The following is a 19,824-nucleotide window of genomic DNA, read 5'->3' as shown; positions in this document are numbered from 1 at the left end:
AGCCCCTGGACATAGATATGTAAGAGCTTCGCTAATCACTTTTCTGACCGGACCGCAAAGGTTGATACACCAGATAGTCATCAACGACAAAGGTTCGATAGCGTACTGCATTCAGCTTCTGCATCACAATATGTTTCAAGGTTTCATCGCTATCTATCGGAATAACATAGGAGGCATAAGGATCGCTACGTACAGCATCAAAATAGGGCTCATATTTATTCTGGCCCCATAATACCATATGATTGTTTTTATGGTTATATTGGATTACGCCACCAACGATATGTGCATTACTCGCAAAAATAATGCGATATGTAAACCAATAATCAGCATAGAGATGGGTTACACCTTTGGCCAATAACGTGTTAGCGATATTTTGCTCGCGCATTTGCTCATAATGAGCCGTAGATGCTTGTCTGACAGTAAGCACGCTCCCAGTGACAAAGATAGTCAGCAACAAACATAGAAAGCTAAAGCATAACGCCCGGCGAAGAACTATAAGAATCTCAAACATCCTTGAGACGTGCCGTTCAAAATCGATACGCGCTACGCCTTGCCATAGCGGCCAAACAAGTGCAGGCATACCCACCCAGACGCCGATCAGATAGCGTGCATCGGCACTCGGTGCCGTCAAGACACTGCTACTATGCACATAGACGAGAATATTGACCATCATGCCGAGCAAGAGGATACCTCGCAAACTGGTCAGGATCATCTGCTGCCGTTCGTCGACTGACCAGGAGCGTCCACGCAAAGGAAATACTAATTTCTTCAGCGCCAGCAACACCATAAGTAACGCACTCCCCCACAAAGCCAGAAAACCAGTGGACCAGATAGCTCCGAGACGAGTACACCGCGTAAACCAGAACGTCTCAAAACCCCAATATTGCAAAAAGGGATATTCGGACTTCAAGCATACGGGATTACCACTGATCATGGGAAGACTTATGGTAAAAGTATTTTTTATCTGTTCTCTCAAGATTGCCAGCTTGAATGGTAAATGCCCTTGCTGACTCAACAGGACGCTGATCGTATCATGTCCAGCCGCCGCTCCTAAATTATAGAGAATCAGAGGTACACCTCCAAGCAGAAGGCCAAGCAAAAGAGAGATCACAGCACCTTTAAAAAGTAACTCCCGCCAGTTAAATAAAAGCACCACCCCCGAAAAAGCTACCCAGACCAGGATCAGTGAATCGCTCCAGATACCGATACTCACCGCTATTCCCCAGAGGAAAAACATGAGATGTCGAGCGGTACGATCTCGCCGCGTCCCTTTTGGAGAAGTCAGAGCCAAACGTGCGCCAAGCGCCAACGAGAGAGTAGCAAATAAAATAGTCTCGGGATAGCCTCCAATCGTCAGCAACTGCCGCGTCAACATCGCCGTAGAGCCAAACGCAAAGAGGAGCGTGATAAATAAGGCAAAGTGCTTCGTATAGAGTTGCCGTATCAACGCATAGAGGCAACATAAAAAAGCGGCATAGAGCACAACCATACCCAGACGTAATCCGAACAAGGAATTTCCTAAAAATTGAAAAAAAAATGCCCCCAGATAGGCTTGCAGCACTCCCATATAATCTTGACTGTAAAATACTACTGGATGCTCTCCATATTTCAAAATATTTATCGCCATCACCCCCATCACACCCTCATCACTATTGTCAAGTGGCCAGCTATGATAGGCAAGATAGAGACGTAACAATATAGCAACACAAAACACCAGCAAGAGTAGCAGTATATGTGAATTTACTCTCCAATATAGTCTTTTCAAAACACTCAATAAAGGCAACCTACCAGAAACAAGAGGTTACCTATCCCTTTCATAATAACATGAAACAAAAAACAGATCGCTTAATTTTTTCAGAGCGAGTATTTCTCGATTATGATTATAAGGCAATGCTTATCAATAGCACACACAAGCACACACATATAGCCAGAATAGATAACTTTTCCGCCCACTCGGGAATTGTGCTCCAAAGAAGCACGCTTTCTACCATGGAGCGAAGACCGAAAACGCTGCATATGAAAGAGTGATATACTTTCAAGGGTTAGTTATTTCACGGCCCAAAGTTAAGTTGAAGAGGAGACTAAAACGTGTCAACAAGCTTGACAGCACAACCCTCATGGAGGGCACTCGAAGAACATTATCAAAAGGCTCGTGACCTTCATCTGCGTACACTCTTTGCGGAAGATCCCAAACGTGGTGAGCGTTTTACGCTTGAAGCAGAAGGTTTGTATCTAGACTATTCTAAAAATCGTATTACCGATGAGACACTCAAACTTCTGCTCGATCTGGCTGAAGCAGTCGGCCTGCGTCAACGCATAGATGCGATGTTTGGTGGCGACAAAATCAACGTCACAGAACAACGGGCAGTGCTCCATACCGCCTTACGAGCCCCCAAAGATGCCACGATCCTTGTCGACGGCAAGAACGTCGTGCCAGAAGTCCACGAGGTCCTGGATAAGATGGCTGGCTTTGCCAATCGCATACGTAGTGGCGATTGGAAGGGATACACAGGCAAACGTATCCGCAACATCATCAACATAGGTATCGGCGGATCTGATCTTGGTCCCTATATGGCCTATGATGCCTTGCGCTATTATAGCGATCGCGATCTGACGCTGCGCTTTGTGTCCAACGTCGATGGGACCGACTTCGCCGAAGCGGTCCACGATCTTGATCCAGAAGAGACACTTTTCATCATCGTCTCAAAGACCTTTGTCACATTGGAGACTCTGACCAATGCTCGTTCGGCTCGCGACTGGAGCTTGAAAACGTTGAAAGACGATCAGGCGGTCGCCAAACATTTTGTCGCCGTCTCGACAAACGAAGAGGAAGTCGCCAAATTTGGCATCGATACCGCCAACATGTTTGGTTTCTGGGACTGGGTCGGCGGGCGTTATTCCTTTGATTCGGCGGTTGGACTCTCGCTGATGGTCGCCATTGGACCAGACAATTTCCATGATATGCTGGCTGGCTTCCACTCTATGGATGAGCACTTCCGTACCGCTCCTTTTGAACAGAACCTCCCGGTCCTCCTCGGACTGATCGGTGTCTGGTACAACAATTTCTTCGGTGCAGAGACGGTCGCTATTCTTCCTTACGATCAGTATCTGGATCGCCTGAGCGCCTACTTCCAGCAATTGGATATGGAAAGCGATGGCAAACACGTCGATCTCGAAGGAAATATTGTCAACTATCAGACTGGACCAATCATCTGGGGTCAACCTGGAACCAACGGTCAGCACGCCTTCTATCAGCTCATTCATCAGGGAACAAAGCTCATCCCATGCGACTTTATCGGCTTCTGCCAGACGCTCAATCCGGTAAAACCTCATCATGATCTGCTGATGGCAAACTTCTTTGCACAAACCGAGGCCCTCGCATTCGGTAAGACATCTGAAGAGGTCAAAGCTGATGGCGTACCTGACTTCCAGGTAGCACACCGCACCTTTGAAGGAAACCATCCGACCAACACCATCCTGGGCACGCGCCTGACCCCCAACATCCTGGGCAAGATCATCGCGCTCTACGAGCACAAAGTCTTCGTGCAGGGAACCATCTGGAACATTAATTCCTTTGATCAATGGGGCGTAGAGCTGGGCAAAGTCCTGGCCAACCGCATCATCCCAGAGCTGGAGAGCGCTGAGGAGCCCAAACTCGCTCATGATAGCTCCACCAATACACTGATTGAGCGCTATCGCCATTTGCGCAAAGCTGAATAGCTTTATCCGGCTCATCAACGCAACGAAAAACGCTCCTCTTGTTTTAGAAAAGTAAGAGGAGCGTTTTTCGTTGATCTGCACTCAGTGTGCCCGAAGACTCGAGGAGAGGCTAGTTATGCCCTTGATTGATCGCCTGAAACTCTTCTGGAGTTAGTTTGATCGTGGCCCCGACCACGTTCTCTTCAAGATGCTTCACTGAAGAGGTGCCCGGTATGGGCAGAATATTGGGTGAACGATGCAGCAGCCAGGCGATGGTAATCTGGCTGGGTTGGACATTGTGCCGTTGAGCGGCCTGATCAACAGGGCCACCAGGACGCGCCAGATCTCCGGCGGCCAGAGGTCCCCAGGGAATAAAACCGATCCCCTGTTGCGCACAGATATCGATCAGTTCATCCGACTGCTCAGGAGTCATATGCTCAGACTCATGATTGGACAGATTATAGCGGTTCTGGACGGTGACAATTGGCACGATCTTCTGCGCACGTGCCAGCTCATCGATAGTCACATTCGAGACACCCACATGACGAATCTTACCTTCAGCCTGCATTTTCGCGATCTCGCCAATCGAATCCTCTAACGGCACATTAGGATCGGGACGATGGAACTGATAGATATCGATACGATCCAGGCGTAAGCGACGCAAACTTGCTTCCAGAGCTTCGCGCAGGTGCGCCGGACGGCCATCCATCGGCCAGACACCCGGACCAGTACGCAGCAAGCCACCTTTCGTGGTAATCACCAGATCCTTGGGATAAGGATAGAGTGCTTCTGCAATCAATTCTTCACTCACCGCAGGCCCATAGGAGTCAGCGGTATCAATGAAGTTGATGCCCAGATCAAGAGCACGATGCAAGACAGCAATAGCCTCCTGCTTATCTTTTGGCGGTCCCCAGATACCATCGCCGGTAATGCGCATCGCACCGTACCCCAGACGATAAACCTGTAAGTCTCCTCCAATTGTGAATGTACCACTCTCCGTTGCTGGTCGATTTTGTGTATTTTGCATACCTATACCCTTCTATACTAGAACTATAGCATTGTGCCTCATACCATTGAGGTATATGAGTGGAGAAGTCAGTAAGGCGCGTATACTCAACGTGCTTCAACTGGCAGAGTCCCTGGGACACAAAGAAGCTTTCTCATTAAGTTTACTTCATTCGCGCCCAAAAAGTGTCATGAAGAGATAACGATCCACAGTCATCAACACTTCCTAAATGGAACATATAGCACCAATTCTAGAAAAATTTCAACTCATCTGAGCTCGCAAAAAATGCAGTCGTCCAAATCCCATCTTTTTTCGCTGCAAATTGTGGACTAATTTTCTATTAGAAGCTCACAAAATATAGGCAAATCTTCCATCAGATTCATGACGACCAAATGATCTTTCCCCTCTCCACAAAATGCCATTCGATGAGTACGACATCAAAAAATCTTGTCGATACAAAAAGTAGGACGCCTTTGGTGTCACAAGGCACTTTCACAGCAACATACGTAAAAGTATGTTATGCTTCCCTTATCGCACAAAGCAAATGGGCAAGGACTTACATGCTGAGTGCTACCTCCACACCTGCTCGTTTGATACGATTGCTCGTAGCTACAAACAAAGAGGTTTTCATTATGAAATTTGGTATCTGCACATCTTTTCGCAAGGCACAGGAGCTCAAAGAGGTCAACTTCGATTATCTCGAAGAGAGTGTACAGCGTTTCCTCATTCCAGAACGACCGCAAGAGGATTTTGCAGACAATCTGCGCGCAGCACGTCAGTTACCCCTTCCCCTGGAAGCCGTGAATTCGCTCCTGCCATCCGATCTGCTGCTCGTTGCGACTCCTGATCGACCAGTCGATAGCGTACGTCTCAAGAACTATATGAAGACAACGCTCCAACGTGCCGATCAGGCCGGGATACGCATCATCGTTTTTGGCAGCGGAAACGCACGTGCCTGTCCTCCAGGCTACGACAAAGCAGCCGCCGCGCAACAGATCCAGGAACATCTGACCACCTGGAGCCATTGGGCGGCGCGTTATGGCATCCAGATCGTCCTTGAGCCACTGCGCTATGAAGAGACCAATCTCTTCAACACTGTGGCCGAAAGCGGAGCGATGATCTCACAGATCGCAGACTCGGGTGCACGACTGCTCGCCGACATCTATCACATGGCCTGCAATCAGGAAGAGCCAGCCTCCATACTTCCCTACACAGCACTACTCGAACATGTCCACGTGGCGGAAAAGCAGGATCGTGCGGCACCGGGCCATTATGGTGAGGATCTACGGCCATACCTCGCCGCATTACAGCAAGCAAGATACGATCAGCGTATCTCCATTGAATGCAACTGGACCGACTTTGAGAACGAAGTTCATCCAGCCATCGAAGAGCTCAAAACGCAATGGTCTGAAGCAAAATCCCTGTCCATGCGCTAATAGTAGTATTTTGACTGGATAGTGACCGGTCACAGTGAAGAGATTAGAAAATAGAGGAGATCATTTCAATGACTGAGAGACTACGCTTTGGGATTGTTGGCTGCGGAGTAATTGGGCCAACGCATGCCGAGGCCATTACCAGCCTCCCCAATGCTGAGTTGGTAGCTGTAGCCGACATTATTCCGGAGAAGGCACAGCAACTCGCTGATCAATATCATACACGGGCCTATAGCGATCTACAAGCGATGCTGGACACCGAACAGCTTGATGTGGTTGATGTATGCACGCCAAGTGGTCTGCACGGTGTACAGGCCTGCCAGATCATGCAGGCGGGCAGTCATGTGATCGTTGAGAAGCCAATGGAGATCAATCACGATCGTATTGAGCAGATGCTTCAGATACAGCGAGAGACCAATCGCAAGCTGGCAGTGATCAGCCAGCATCGTTTCGACGCGGCCTCACAGCAACTACATCAGCTCATCGAACAAAAAGCCTTTGGCAGACTTGTCATGGGAAATACCGCCATACCCTGGTGGCGTTCGCAGAAATACTACGACAGCGGAGCCTGGCGCGGTACCCGGGCACTCGACGGCGGTGGAGTCCTGATGAATCAATCCATTCATTCCATCGACGTGCTGCAATGGCTGATGGGACGCGTCAAAAGCATCCAGGCCTACACAGACACGCTGGTTCACAAGATGGAGACAGAGGATGCAGCGGTCGCCATCCTGCGCTTTGAGAACGGAGCTCTGGGAACGATTGCAGCGACCACTGGAGCATATCCTGGAGTGACAACGCGCATCGAGATCTTTGGCGACAAAGGATCGGCCGTGATCGAAAACGATCGCCTGGGATACTTACATCTTGCCAGTGACGATACGGAGGAGGCAGGTCCTTACGGCGGAGCTCAGAAAAAAGAGCTACTCACACCCACGCCAGCCACTGCCAGTAATCCAGCCGCGTTACAATCGATCACACATGCCCTCCAGATAGAAGACATGATCAAAGCGATCCAGGAGAACGGTACACCACTCGTTGACGGGCATGCGGCCCGCCATCCAGTCGAGATCATCCTGGGTATCTATGAATCCGCCCAAACGGGCCATGAGGTAAAGCTATCATGATACGTTTATCGGCCTTTGCAGACGAAATCTCGCCTGATCTCAATGAGCAGATCGAGGTCTTACAGAGCGAACATATCCATGCAATCGACTTGCGCTCAGCCTGGAAAGTTAATGTGATTGATCTTTCGCAGCGACAGATCGAAGAGATCAAACAGACACTCAAAGCGGCAAAGATCGAGGTGGCAGCGATCGGATCACCAATTGGAAAAGTGCCCATTGATAGTTCCTTTGAGGAGCATCTCCAACGCTTTGAGCGTGCCATCGCGGTCGCACATGCATTAGAGACAAACTATATTCGCATCTTTTCGTTTTATGCCCCCGTGCAGGAGGAGGCTGGCTCAACAAATCCGGCGGCCTATCGAGACGAGGTGATGAGCCATCTACAAGAGATGACCAACAGAGCTCAGGCAGCAGGGATCATCCTGCTCCACGAGAACGAAAAAGCTATTTATGGCGATATTATCGAGCGCAACGTCGATCTCTTCCAGACGATCAACAATCCGCACTTGCGCTCGGTCTTCGATCCGGCTAACTATCTGCAATGTGATCAGAGACCTTACCCTGATGCCTATGAAGCAACTAAACCCTGGCTGGAGTACGTACATATCAAAGATGTCCGCCCTGACGGCACGATGACCGTCGCAGGCGCTGGAGCGGCTCACTGGCCTGAGATCTTACAGCGTCTCCGTCAGGACAACTACGACGGCTTTTTAGCGCTTGAACCTCATCTTGCCTCCGCCGAACAATATCAAGGTTTCAGTGGTCCAGATCTCTTCCGTCAGGCCTCTCAAGCGCTCCAGGGACTACTCCGCAGCATGAACTGGTCCTATGAGTGATTGCTCCTATCACTGTCATGTGCTACTCTGTGAGTAGCCATGGCATTGCTCATCTTTCTGAGCACTAGACAAACCACAGCAACGTAGGATAGAGTAGAAGAAAATCCATCAAAGAGGAGATAATTGCATGCATAATTTCCATCAACTTCCTGCCGCTGCCAGTGGGACGATTGCTATTGGAGGCAATTGTAAAGTCCATCGTATGGGCTTCGGGGCAATGCGTTTAACCGGTGAGGGGGTCTGGGGACCACCAACGAATAAGCAAGAATGTCTGGCAGTCCTGCGTCGTGCCGTCGAATTAGGAGTCAACTTCATTGATACGGCCGACTGCTATGGCCCTAACGTCAGCGAAGAAATCATCGCGGAAGCCTTATATCCCTATCCCAAATATTTAATCCTCGCCACCAAGGGTGGGCTTGAACATCCAGATCCACACACGTGGATACCCAATGGACGTCCAGAACATCTGCGTGAAGCGCTCGAAGGGAGCCTACGGCGCCTCAAAGTTGAGCGTATTGAACTCTACCAGCTTCATCGTATCGACCCCGACGTTCCGCTTGAGGACTCTATCGGTGAAATTGCACGCTTACGCAGTGAAGGAAAAATTCATCACATCGGTATTTCTAACGTCGACGCCGCCCAGCTCGCCCGAGCGCGCAGGATTGCTCCCATTGTCACCGTCCTCAATCGCCTCAATCCCACAGATCCGGCCTCCGAAAAACTCATCGACTACTGCGAACACGAAGGCATTGCCTACATCCACTGGGCACCATTAGGAAAAGACACACTAAGTTCATCCACCACACTCAATGAGATTGCGCAAAAGCACAACGCGACTCCCAGCCAGATTGTGCTGGCATGGTTACTCAGACGTTCAGGCATCATCCTACCCATTCCAGGCACATCCTCAGTCAAACACCTGGAAGAGAACGTTGCAGGAGCCACGATTCCATTAACTATCGAAGAATTTAAAGCCTTGCGCAGCACGCAGCACTAGCTGATCACTCTCTGAAGGAGACATTTACGGCAGCACTGCCTGTAAACACATCCTCCAGAGCAGCGCCAGGCTAGCGAGAAGAAAACCTTTTCTGTCGATGTATGAAAACTTTTTGTAGACATGATATGATGTCTATGTGAATTTTCAGAGGATGCACTAGCGTAATTGTGTCCACACATAGAGAGAAGAGGAGTCTCTTTTTGAATAAAAAAGCAAAAATTAATGTTGGGATTATCGGATGCGGGATTATTAGTTCTATCTACTTAGAAGCTCCCAGTAAATTTGATATTTTAAATTTCGCGGCTTGCTCTGATATTGATATGGACCGAGCACGTGCTCAAGCGCAGCGGTATAACGTCCCTAAAGCATGTACAGTTGAAGAACTACTAGCAGATCCCGATATCGATGTGATACTCAATCTCACCATCCCCAAAGCGCATGTAGAGGTGGGTCTGGCGGCTATTGAACAAGGGAAATCCACCTATAGTGAGAAACCGCTAGGCATCAACCGGGAGCAGGGCAAAACCTTGCTGGATGCCGCTCAGGCGAAAAATCTGCGTGTTGGATGTGCTCCCGATACTTTCCTGGGAGGCGGCATCCAGACCTGTATCAAAATCATCAACGACGGTTTGATTGGTGAGCCAGTAGCCTCAACCGCGTTTATGCTTGGTCATGGCCCTGAAAGCTGGCATGGCGATCCAGACTTCTACTATCAGCCCGGAGCTGGTCCAATGTTTGATATGGGTCCTTATTATCTAACGGCCCTCATCGCCATGCTTGGACCCGTACGCCGCGTCACCGGCTCCACGCGCATCAGCTTCCCCGAGCGCACCATCACCAGCCAGCCCAAATATGGGACCAAGATCAAGGTGAACACGCCAACCCATATTGCAGGCATCATGGACTTCGCCAGCGGAGCGATGGGGACAATCATCACCAGCTTTGACGTCTGGTCGCATCAGTTGCCACGTATTGAAATATACGGGACGGAAGGCACGCTCGTCGTCCCCGATCCCAATACCTTTGGCGGCCCGGTCCTCATCCGCAAAGCGCAGGACAAAGAATGGCAAGATGTTCCATTGACCCATGCCTACACCGAAAACAGTCGTGGTATCGGCCTGGCAGACATGGTTCATGGCATCATATCCGGTCGTGTCCATCGCGCCAACGGCAACCTGGCTTATCATGTATTGGATATTATGCAGGCATTCAATGATTCCTCAGAACAAGGTAAACATATCGAGCTCAGCAGCACCTGTGAGCGTCCAGCGCCCTTACATCCAGGCAAACACGACTGGAATGCAGAGAGCTAGCAGCTTGTGTGGCAGAGTATTGTAGTAAACATGTCTCCTCTATGACAGAGGAGACATAGAGATCAGAGACAATTAGGAGAGCAAGGTCATGAGTAGAGACGTAGCCAATCGAAGATTACGTGCTGGCATCGTAGGCGGAGGCAGAGGTTCATTCATCGGCGCAGTGCATCGCGTCGCAGCCGAGCTTGATGGTCAGGCAGAAGTCATTGCAGGAGCCATGTCAACCGATCCTCAACGTGCCGAGGAATCGGCCAAAGACTGGTTTCTTGAGCGCTTCTACACGAGCTACGAAGAGATGGCAGAGAAAGAGGCCAGCCGCCCCGATGGCATCGACTTCGTGATCGTCGCCACACCGAACCATATGCACTATCCCGTCGTCAAGACCTTCCTACAACACGGCATCCACGTCGTCTCTGACAAACCGATGTCATTTAGTCTTGAGGAGGCCAAAGAAGAGGTTGAATTAGTTGAGCGCGGCAATCTTATCTTTGCGCTCACTCACAACTACACCGGCTATCCCATGGTCCGTCAGGCCCGTGATCTGGTCCGTAGCGGAGCCCTGGGAGAGATACGCAAGGTTATGGTTGAATACATCCAGGACTGGCTGATGGACCCACAGGAAGAGAGTGGCAACAAACAGGCGGTCTGGCGTACCGATCCAAGCAAGTCTGGCATCGCTGGATGTGTGGGAGATATCGGTACACATGGCGAAAATCTGCTTGAGTACATCACTGGATTGAAAATTGCTTCTCTAAGCGCCGATCTGAGTACATTCGTAGCTGGCCGCCAGCTCGATGATGATGCCAACATGTTGCTACGCATGGAAAATGGCGCCAAGGGACTCCTCACCTGCTCACAGATCGCGGCTGGAGAAGAAAACAACCTGACAATCCGTATCTATGGCACCAAAGCCGGCCTGGAATGGCATCAAATGGAGCCTAATACCCTGCTCTTCAAGCAGCCAGGGCAACCGGCCCAGATCCATCGCACGAATGCGCCATATACAAGCGAAAGTTCCCGCTACGCCACACGCATCCCGGCGGGACATCCAGAAGGCTTTTTTGAAGCCTTTGCCACCATCTACAAGCAAGTCATCGCCGACATTCGTCGCGTCGAGACGGGCGGGAAGGCCGTAGGAGGATATCCCACCGTTCATGATGGCCTGCGTGGTATGCTCTTCATCACCAAAGCAGTCGAAAGCTCGCAGAAAGGTGCCACCTGGGTCGACATGACCCTATAACGCATAAGACTTATGCATCCCCGCGCCGAGGAGAGAGGTAACAAACATGTATCTTTCTCCTCCCTGCACATAGATCTTTCTATTGAGGTTTCCACTCTTGCTCAAGTAAGCCATAAATAGCATGATCAACATAATGATCATGCAGCCATTCATTATGGCGAATCACCCCTTCAAGCGTAAAACCCAGGCGCTCCGCCACACCTCGACTGCTTTTATTCTCTGTAGCGCAATGGATTTCCACTTTATTCAGTTGATATTCTCTGAAAGAATAAGAAATCAAGGCAGTACACGCTCCATGCATAAAACCCTTGCCCTGCATCTCCGCGTCAAGCCAGTATCCAATCTCCGCCTTACGGTTCTCCCAATTAACCGTATGTAAGCCGATCGAGCCGACAATATGACCCTGATACCAGATACCCAGCAAACATCCTTGATGATGATCAAACTGCCGCCGCCTGAATTGGATAAATTCCAGATCTTTTGAGAGAGAATTTTCCTCATCAACCCATTTCATCCAATGGCGCAGATATGACCTATTACGCTCGATCAAAGCAAAATATTCGTTGACATGCCATGGCTCCAGTAAATGTAACTGGATATCCTTATTGATGGGGAGAGACAAAGCGCTCTTCTTGCCCATTTTGCCTCCATATCACGCGATAGTACATAGCTCATGCCGATTATAGCATATGTTCATCTGCCCTAATCTTCTCAATCGATGATAAGATGAGTAGCATATCATTCAAAGAACGCTTCAAGTCATCAAGACCTGAAGCGTTCTTAAAAAAATCCTTATCTTTACACACGTAGCAGGCATTATGATATTAACCATAACATCTGGATGAGTGTAACGAAGCGATTTATAATGTAATCACCTGATCAGGAGGATTCGTTCCAAGAGCGGCATAGAGGTCTGGAAAACAACCAACCACGACGCCATCGACCGTATCCACAGGTTCGTATTTGCCATCACCTACCGACCGCGCCAGGCCGCGCTCGCTGGCGCATTGGTCACAAAGCATCAATAAAATGTTTTGCTCTTTAGCGATGCTGCTCAGTCGCTCGCCCAATGGATCACCTTTACGTAGCGCGTACGTATTATCATCAAAGAAAAACATTCCAACGACTTCGGCACCGTGGCGATGTGCCTCTAACTGGGGCAGAATCATTTTTCCCAATTTATAACTGACGTTATGCCCGGATGAGCTAAAAATATATGCAACTTTCATTTTTTATCCCTCTCTATATAACGTGATCTCTTTCCATTCAGATAGCTACTGTGCGGTGACACAGTCATAACCACGACTATAGCTCTTACGCCAGTCTGTGGATATCTGATGGCCGATCCTAAATTCAATTCCATCGTTAAGGATAGCATATTTCAAACACCTTTCACCACATCGATGCTATAAACTGATCACATTTTCAACCCGGCAAATTGTTCCAGAGTCACATACAAGCCCATAGCCTATCAGCAATAAATTAAGAGCAAGAACCTCCCATGACAATCCAAATAGCTAGTATTTGGTGGCACTCTGTATAGTGAAAGTGGAAGACAGCAGTACGCCATTGCGCAAGCCCAACAACTATCCAAAGGAAAAGGGCCTGACAATAGCACACAAGCGCTCAGGCGCATTAACGTTATAAGCAGACGCATTATTTCGTTCTGCCAAACAATTTTGAGGAGTGATATTGCAATGAAAGCTAGTTCAACTGATAGAGAACACGTCGTGGTTGGCAAAGACGAACTGATTCATCAGATCGCCGCCAAAGCTGGATTGAACCTGAAAGAGACAAACAAGGTCATTGATGCTTTTACAGAGGTCGTGCGCGAAGGTGTCGCCAAAGGCTACGAGGTCCGTTTGATGGGTTTTGGCACCTGGAATCTGCGCGATGTCGCCCCACGTCGTGTCAAATCCATTCGAGGTGGCAAACAGATCACCATTCCAGCCCGCAAACGTGTAGGTTTCTCAGTTGGAGCCGTCCTCTCGCAGGCTGCGCTGGATGCTTCAGCGGGACACAAAAAGCCCGAGGCACAACACAGCGGAGCAAGCCGTTAACAACGTCTGAGAACGTCCTTTCTATCAAATCAGAGGTAAAAATATTTTCTCGTCAGAGAAAGAATACCCTGACAAAATCAAGATAGAAGGGGCGTTTTTTACTGTCCGAAGGCATCCCCTCTATATCCCCTCCTCCTACTCGATCCCTAAGCGCTGGAGCGCTTGTTCAATTTCAGCTTGCTCGGCTGGCAATGACGGACGATAACTCTTCCCATCATTGATATAAACCGTATGTTGGCTCTGGAAATTAATCACCATATCGAGTTTTTTATCCTTGTTAAGATCGGCAAAGGTCAGCGTCACAGGCACAAGATCGTCATTTTTCCCATAAAATTGAGGTCCAGCAAAATCTCTGGACTGCGTGGCATCGCCACCAGGGAACTCGATAACCTCGATGCTGCGATTAAGATTGATAGCAATGAAATGGCTTGGTGTGCCAGTCTGATCATTATTATGTCCAACTCGGACATCGGCCTGAAATGTCCGGGGACGCCCATAGTGGATATCATCCACCCATGTCCTGGCCCAGCCAGCAAACAGGCTCAGCGCAATCCCCAGGATCAGAGTGACAGTCATACCCAGGAGGATATAGAAAATGACAGGGCGAAATTGTCTATGTGGTTTGCTCTGTGACGGTTGCAGTAACTTCGATCTTGACTTCGTTCTGGTCAATCTATGCAGCGTCCCACCCATCCGAGATAGAGGAAACTGTAATCCTGGCCGATCTGCAATCACCCGTGTCGCATTCTTCCACGCATCCAGATGAGATTGGACATCGGGCTCCTCTTTCGCAAGAGCAACCTCTGCCTCTACCTTACGAAGTACACGTGAAGCACGCGCCACGGGAGGAGTTTCAGCAGCAGTAACGAACGATTTGCTTTTCGGATGCTCAGAACTTCCGTCGATCGGACGATAACGCAGGATACTCTTAGGAGCAATCTTATCGGTAGAGTCTAAAACCGGCATTGCATGCTTTCTCCTCTCTCAACAAATGAGGATACCTCTTTTTCTCCGTGAAGAAATTTGGCCTGAACAGATGAAATCTCGTTGCCCAGGATTAGAGAATAAAACAGCTCGATTAGAACTTATGTTCTAATTTTATACGAACAGAACGTCTCTGTCAAGCGGAATAACCCATCAGGCTGAAAGATATACAAAGCAATGCAATGAAGAGAAACGCGCCACGGATGGTATCAAAAGAAAAGCATTTTGCTTAAAAGCTGGTTGTTAGCTCCAAGCGGTAGAAGATGTGTCTTGCAACAAATCTGCTCATAGTATACCATGGAGGCGCGTAGAATTCCATAGAAGAAAGTAGAAAAGTAATCAGAAATCTCTACAGGTCTTGTGGATGATCCAGGATGCTTTGAAGGTCCGATGGCAATGGAGCTTCCAGTTCAATTACCTCTCCGGTGGTCGGATGCTTGAAACGTAACTGAAAGGCATGCAAGAATTGGCGCTTCAAGGTGATACCGTACCTGATCCGCCCCGTCCCATAGACAGCGTCTCCAACCACAGGATGCCCAATGGCTTTCAGATGCACACGAATCTGATGGGTTCGACCGGTCTCCAATTGAAGCAACAAGAGCGTGTGATGCCCATAGCGCTCACGTACTTTGAAGTGTGTAATCGCGTCGCGGCTGTCCACCGAGGTAATGGTCATATGTTGTCGATTGCGGGGGTCGCGTCCAATAGGAGCATCAATACTACCGCGCTCCTGCGTGACGATGCCCTCAACCAGTGCGAGATAGCGCTTCTCGATCTCGTGTGCCTTCATCTGATCGATAAGTTTTACTTGCGTATGCAGGTTCTTTGCGACTATCAGGAGTCCCGAAGTATCACGATCCAGGCGATGGACAATCCCCGGTCGCAGATCCTCCTGGCGGCTCTGGAGCTCTGGATAGCGGGCTAGCAAGGCATTCACCAGCGTATCTTCGTAGTGTCCTGGAGCCGGATGCACAACCATGCCCGCCGCTTTATTGATCACTAAAAAATCTTCGTCTTCATAGACAATATCCAGAGGGAGCTCATGAGGTTTCACATTCTTCACAGCCGAAGACGGCACAAAATTAAGAATCTGCACCTCATCAGCCAGACGCAAAGCGTAGCCAGGCTTGCTGGCAGGTTTCATATTAATCAGGATTGACCCGTCAGCGATCAATTGTTGCATCGCCGTACGCGAAAGCCCCTCCACCTGAGAGGAAAGAAAGCGATCGAGGCGTATCCCGACAGACTCATCATCAATCACCCATAGCGCTGTGGGAGGTGAAAGCGTTTGGTTCTCGTTATCCATTATGCTCCGTTGTGGCTCTAAAATTATTTTCGAGTCCTGAAGAATCTTGCGACTCTTGCGACTCTTCTACTGAATCGTGCTGCTCCTTGCTGGATTCGGGTTGCTTCAATCCTCCAATCAGGACCATCAAAAAGAGCAGAACCACCCCAACAGAGATACAGGCATCCGCAACATTGAAGATTGCAAAGTAATAGTTGACCTGAGGGATGCGGAAAGAAACAAAATCAACCACATAGCCACCGTGAGCAATGCGATCAATCAGATTTCCAAACGCTCCACCAAGGATGAGTCCAAAAACGAGCTTGTACGCCAGCGAACCAGTATTTATCATACGAGCATACAGGAAACATACAATTATGATAGCCACAGCAATCAATATCGCTAACACGATCGAGCCATTAGGTCCCGTCAACATACTAAAGGCCGCGCCAGAATTGTGGACATATTGAAAGGCAAAATATTGTCCCAAAAATGGGAATGGAGCTTCGCTCCCGACAGCCATAGTCTGCACCACCCATGACTTCGTCCATTGATCGCAGGCAATCACGATAATCACCAGACACAATGTGAAGATATCGTAGAGACGCGCATGTTTACGAGGCACGATTCCTTTTCCTTCTTTCCTTGACAGTTCATCTGCCGTCAGCCAGCATCACCTATTGTATCACATGTGCCAACCGCTCCTTTAGGTAGCATCTAGGTAGCATCACGCTCGCTTTTGGAGATCGAGGAAATTTCCACCTGATAATGTTCTTCTTGATCGTCAGCAACGACCGGTCTGGCTTCAGACTCATCGTCCTCAGGCGAACCCTCCTGCATCGTGATATACGCAATCAGCGTGCCACTGGCAAACAGAAGCAGGGACAATGAACCAACCGGGATGGCCAATGCAGCAAAAAGTATAAGAAGAACAAAGATATACGTAGTGCCACTGATATATGCAAAAGAATTAGACGAAACGCTATAAAAAAGATAGCCAAACAAAAAGAGACCTAAAATAATGACAATCCAGGCAGCCACAATACACGCCTTGCCGATGGCCTGTAGGCGCATGTATACCCGCACAATATCCATTTGTGATACACTCCTAAAAAAGTTACAGCTATCATAGCTGTAGCTATGATAACGGTATAAATACAAAATTAGAGAACAGCGTTGTCTCAGAGGAAAGATGTGATTCAGGTAAGATCGAGAGCTCAATATGATCGATCGTGGTAGAGATATTCCGGGTCGAATACACAAGTACACCATCGAGCTGGAAGAGCTGTACATGACCATCTGAGGAGGTTTGCAGCGTATAGGTTGGTCTTGAGCGGACATGTCCTGACGCCTCTTGCAACCTGGCACCAGCATCATTATAACGGATCACAGACCAATCACCATCTTTATTGACAAAAAAAGCATCTCCAGCATTTTGATCATCCACCCGTATAGTCAGGCCGGAACTGCTCGTATGCGCACGCTCAGGATCGACCTGGACCTGGACCTTGTAGCGACCAGGGAAATTACCATCCAACCAATAAAATGGGATACGTCCGATGAACGTTTCTGAAGCACTCTGAGTCGCAGCCAGACCGGTCGTCAGACATTGCAGAGTCACATGCCCGGCAGCCTCAGACAGTGGTTGCCACTGTCCCTTGCCAGGATCACAAGCGAATCCTGGCTGAGCCGCTGCGTAGGTAGTCGGAGTACCGTGGACCGCCTGAGCTGTGGCGCTCATGTTATCTCGCGATGAGATTTGCGCCGCCGCCGCCAGAGGTTCATAGGTAAACTGGGAATAGAGAGCGCGCGGGGTAGTTGATGCTCCCATATCGCCCATGCCAAACGAGACGCCATAGCTCTTTGCATACAATGGATCTATAATCGTCGAGACGAGTTGACCATCGATAGAAAAACTCATCAGAGAGCCACTACTTTCAGCGGTCAGAGTATAGCGCTGCGCGGGCTTAACAAACCCTTTGGAGAAACGCATATCGACCGCCTCAGTCGTATTATTATAGCGCAGCACCTGCCACTCACCATCGACGCCCACCTGAATCACATCGTTACCATAACCAATACTTTTATTGCTCATATCCGAGCCACTCTGATCGCGAATCCCCAATTGAAAGATAGCGGACGGACTGGCATTGACAACAGCCACAGTAATCTGTGTCTTGAAGTGCTGAGGCAATGGGAGCCCCTTGCTGGCAAAAAGCAAGTTGGCAAAGGCGGCATAGTGATTCATATGGGCAACGACAAGACCATTCTTCTGGCACGTAGTGATGGTGGAATTATCAACAATCACCTGTGGGGTCGCAGTAGGTGCCATCACAGTCTTATAGTATTCAGGAATCTCCCAATCAGCCGGGCCGCTATCACACGCGGCCCCTGGCACAGCCGCCGCATAAGGATGATCGAGCCAGGTAGAACTTTTCGTATCAGTAGAGCTTTGCGTATCCGCCTTCGTATTACTGAGAGAGGAGAGTTGAAAGAAGTAGTAGGTCAAAAAACTCACACATAAGAGAAAAGCCAGTGGCCAGCACAGCCGCAAAAAAGCAGGCAGATGACGTCGTTGCCGCACTTTATTACTAACTACTGGAGGTTCAAAAGGCTCGTACTCGCGCAACCATGGATGAACCATCATTGAGCGCTGCATCACTGTCGCCAGTTCGCGCTCTGAGACAAGCTGGAGATGATGGCGAATAAACGTCACCAGCGCTTTCGCGCTCTGTGTGGGTGATTCTGTAATATAGAAAGGTTCAGTAGCCCAGGCGGCGCGAGGCAATGCCATAGGCTCATCTAGCACCGGGATCATAAAGCGAGGATTCCTGCGCATTGCAGTCACAATAGCGGGGGTGGAGCGCCAGACATCAGGATGCAAAACCACCACACATACCGCAACATCATCCGCCTGGGAAGCCAATCCCACCGTGGTAGCAATCATCACAGTCAGCCCCTGGGCACGCATCGCCTGCACCAGTTCAATCGCCCGTGCATCATCGGCCGCCACAGCTACAAGCACACGTCGCCTCAAGAACGACGGCTGCATCTCATACCCCATACAAATCAATCTCCCCACGCACTAAATATCAGCGAATCGATAGGTATTCATTGTAGATGAGACGTTGATGCACGTCAAGGCAATTTTGCATTATGGCACATTTGCGTAGAGGATTACTCATTTCTTCGTATGAGGGGAGTAGAATCGTTGACCATATCGCACAAACAACACGGTCAACGAATGGCTACATACAGAGAAGAGAAGCCGCAATGCAATAGGAAACGACTTGTCCGCAACCACTCAGGAAAAGCGCGTACCGTCATTATCAGTGGATATGGCATCTGCTTCGCTATTGGCACGCTGGTCTAACGCTTCCTGGTCTTGAATACAGAGGGCTGCCCAGGGGATAGCTTCCAGGCGCTTTTCCGGAATCAGCACGCCATCGACCGTACAATAGCCATAGGTGCCATCCTCAATACGCTTGAGGGCCGCGTTTACCTGATCTAGCAGAGATTGCTCTGTGGCCACAATTGATTGCTCCTGAGCCATCTCCTGAGCATCTACGGCATCATCTTCGGTATCCTGATACGTATATTCAAAGTCATTGTCATCTTTCGCATTGGCGGGATCGTTCAGTTCTGTCTGCCCTTGCGGAAGAGCATGGATACTGGACTCTAGCTCCTGGCGTTTCGCTTCCAGGCGCTCCTTCATTTTCTTGAGATCAATTGACATACTTCAGCGTATCCTTTCTTCATTTATCCAATCAAGCACCCAATATGGTAGCGGAACCTATAATCAGGCGGCTTATATACGACGTGCAGATAACTACTTACGCAGAAA

At 49.2% G+C, this 19,824-nt stretch carries 18 protein-coding genes; 8 read left to right on the top strand and 10 right to left on the bottom strand.

The genetic code is table 11. The annotated features are described in order from the left end of the window. Positions 1 to 31: 31 nt before the first annotated feature. Positions 32 to 1,627, bottom strand: a complete 1,596-nt coding sequence (locus tag AC27N8_RS12330; protein WP_487067374.1) for a hypothetical protein — start codon at positions 1,625 to 1,627, stop codon at positions 32 to 34. Positions 1,628 to 2,088: 461 nt separating this feature from the next. Between AC27N8_RS12330 and pgi the strand changes: the two genes are divergently transcribed. Further along, on the top strand, positions 2,089 to 3,720 hold the full coding sequence (pgi, locus tag AC27N8_RS12325) for a glucose-6-phosphate isomerase (protein ID WP_487067372.1): 1,632 nt from the start codon (positions 2,089 to 2,091) through the stop codon (positions 3,718 to 3,720). 109 nt (positions 3,721 to 3,829) lie between these two features. On the opposite strand, the gene AC27N8_RS12320 is transcribed toward pgi, so the two are convergent. Beyond that, positions 3,830 to 4,726, bottom strand: a complete 897-nt coding sequence (locus tag AC27N8_RS12320) for an aldo/keto reductase (RefSeq protein WP_487067370.1) — start codon at positions 4,724 to 4,726, stop codon at positions 3,830 to 3,832. A gap of 611 nt (positions 4,727 to 5,337) precedes the next feature. On the opposite strand from AC27N8_RS12320, the gene AC27N8_RS12315 reads away from it, so the two are divergent. The 6 genes from AC27N8_RS12315 to AC27N8_RS12290 all read left to right on the top strand — a co-directional run bounded on the left by AC27N8_RS12315 (position 5,338) and on the right by AC27N8_RS12290 (position 11,651). Next, the gene (locus AC27N8_RS12315) at positions 5,338 to 6,141 is read left to right on the top strand and encodes a sugar phosphate isomerase/epimerase family protein (RefSeq protein WP_487067368.1); all 804 of its coding nucleotides are present in this window, start codon (positions 5,338 to 5,340) and stop codon (positions 6,139 to 6,141) included. A 68-nt stretch (positions 6,142 to 6,209) separates the two neighbouring features. Then, on the top strand, positions 6,210 to 7,265 hold the full coding sequence (locus AC27N8_RS12310; protein WP_487067366.1) for a Gfo/Idh/MocA family protein: 1,056 nt from the start codon (positions 6,210 to 6,212) through the stop codon (positions 7,263 to 7,265). Then, positions 7,262 to 8,101, top strand: a complete 840-nt coding sequence (locus tag AC27N8_RS12305; RefSeq protein ID WP_487067364.1) for a sugar phosphate isomerase/epimerase family protein — start codon at positions 7,262 to 7,264, stop codon at positions 8,099 to 8,101. The genes AC27N8_RS12310 and AC27N8_RS12305 overlap by 4 nt, the downstream gene beginning before the upstream one ends. Positions 8,102 to 8,228: 127 nt before the next feature. Further along, positions 8,229 to 9,098 (top strand): aldo/keto reductase, encoded by an 870-nt coding sequence (locus AC27N8_RS12300; RefSeq protein WP_487067362.1) that lies wholly within the window; start codon positions 8,229 to 8,231, stop codon positions 9,096 to 9,098. A gap of 200 nt (positions 9,099 to 9,298) precedes the next feature. Further along, on the top strand, positions 9,299 to 10,411 hold the full coding sequence (locus AC27N8_RS12295) for a Gfo/Idh/MocA family protein (protein WP_487067360.1): 1,113 nt from the start codon (positions 9,299 to 9,301) through the stop codon (positions 10,409 to 10,411). Positions 10,412 to 10,499: 88 nt separating this feature from the next. After that, entirely contained in the window at positions 10,500 to 11,651 is a 1,152-nt protein-coding gene (locus AC27N8_RS12290; protein ID WP_487067358.1) for a Gfo/Idh/MocA family protein, read from the top strand. A 79-nt stretch (positions 11,652 to 11,730) separates the two neighbouring features. On the opposite strand, the gene AC27N8_RS12285 is transcribed toward AC27N8_RS12290, so the two are convergent. Next, on the bottom strand, positions 11,731 to 12,291 hold the full coding sequence (locus tag AC27N8_RS12285) for a GNAT family N-acetyltransferase (protein ID WP_487067356.1): 561 nt from the start codon (positions 12,289 to 12,291) through the stop codon (positions 11,731 to 11,733). A gap of 220 nt (positions 12,292 to 12,511) precedes the next feature. Continuing rightward, a complete protein-coding gene (locus AC27N8_RS12280) occupies positions 12,512 to 12,880 on the bottom strand; it encodes a SaoD/DsrE family protein (protein ID WP_487067354.1) in 369 nt (122 codons plus the stop codon). A 468-nt stretch (positions 12,881 to 13,348) separates the two neighbouring features. Here AC27N8_RS12280 and AC27N8_RS12275 point away from each other — a divergent pair, with 468 nt between their 5' ends. Then, positions 13,349 to 13,711, top strand: a complete 363-nt coding sequence (locus tag AC27N8_RS12275) for an HU family DNA-binding protein (protein WP_487067352.1) — start codon at positions 13,349 to 13,351, stop codon at positions 13,709 to 13,711. 135 nt (positions 13,712 to 13,846) lie between these two features. On the opposite strand, the gene AC27N8_RS12270 is transcribed toward AC27N8_RS12275, so the two are convergent. The 6 genes from AC27N8_RS12270 to AC27N8_RS12245 all read right to left on the bottom strand — a co-directional run bounded on the left by AC27N8_RS12270 (position 13,847) and on the right by AC27N8_RS12245 (position 19,716). Then, positions 13,847 to 14,677 (bottom strand): hypothetical protein, encoded by an 831-nt coding sequence (locus AC27N8_RS12270; protein ID WP_487067350.1) that lies wholly within the window; start codon positions 14,675 to 14,677, stop codon positions 13,847 to 13,849. A gap of 367 nt (positions 14,678 to 15,044) precedes the next feature. After that, complete coding sequence (locus tag AC27N8_RS12265; protein WP_487067348.1) at positions 15,045 to 16,001, bottom strand: RluA family pseudouridine synthase; 957 nt, start codon at positions 15,999 to 16,001, stop codon at positions 15,045 to 15,047. After that, positions 15,994 to 16,605 carry a signal peptidase II gene (lspA, locus tag AC27N8_RS12260; RefSeq protein WP_487067346.1) on the bottom strand — a complete coding sequence of 204 codons (612 nt, stop codon included), beginning with the start codon at positions 16,603 to 16,605 and terminating at the stop codon, positions 15,994 to 15,996. The genes AC27N8_RS12265 and lspA overlap by 8 nt, the downstream gene beginning before the upstream one ends. 92 nt (positions 16,606 to 16,697) lie before the next feature. Next, positions 16,698 to 17,075 carry a hypothetical protein gene (locus AC27N8_RS12255; RefSeq protein WP_487067344.1) on the bottom strand — a complete coding sequence of 126 codons (378 nt, stop codon included), beginning with the start codon at positions 17,073 to 17,075 and terminating at the stop codon, positions 16,698 to 16,700. Between the two features lie 43 nt (positions 17,076 to 17,118). Next, positions 17,119 to 19,044 carry a hypothetical protein gene (locus AC27N8_RS12250; protein WP_487067342.1) on the bottom strand — a complete coding sequence of 642 codons (1,926 nt, stop codon included), beginning with the start codon at positions 19,042 to 19,044 and terminating at the stop codon, positions 17,119 to 17,121. Positions 19,045 to 19,284: 240 nt separating this feature from the next. Beyond that, positions 19,285 to 19,716: a TraR/DksA family transcriptional regulator gene (locus AC27N8_RS12245; protein WP_487067340.1), complete on the bottom strand. Its 432-nt coding sequence runs from the start codon at positions 19,714 to 19,716 to the stop codon at positions 19,285 to 19,287. Positions 19,717 to 19,824: the final 108 nt, after the last annotated feature.

Source organism: Dictyobacter sp. Z7_2 (assembly GCF_057551105.1).
Note: the sequence above shows the minus strand (reverse complement) of the source record. Positions and strands in the feature narration are given on the sequence as shown.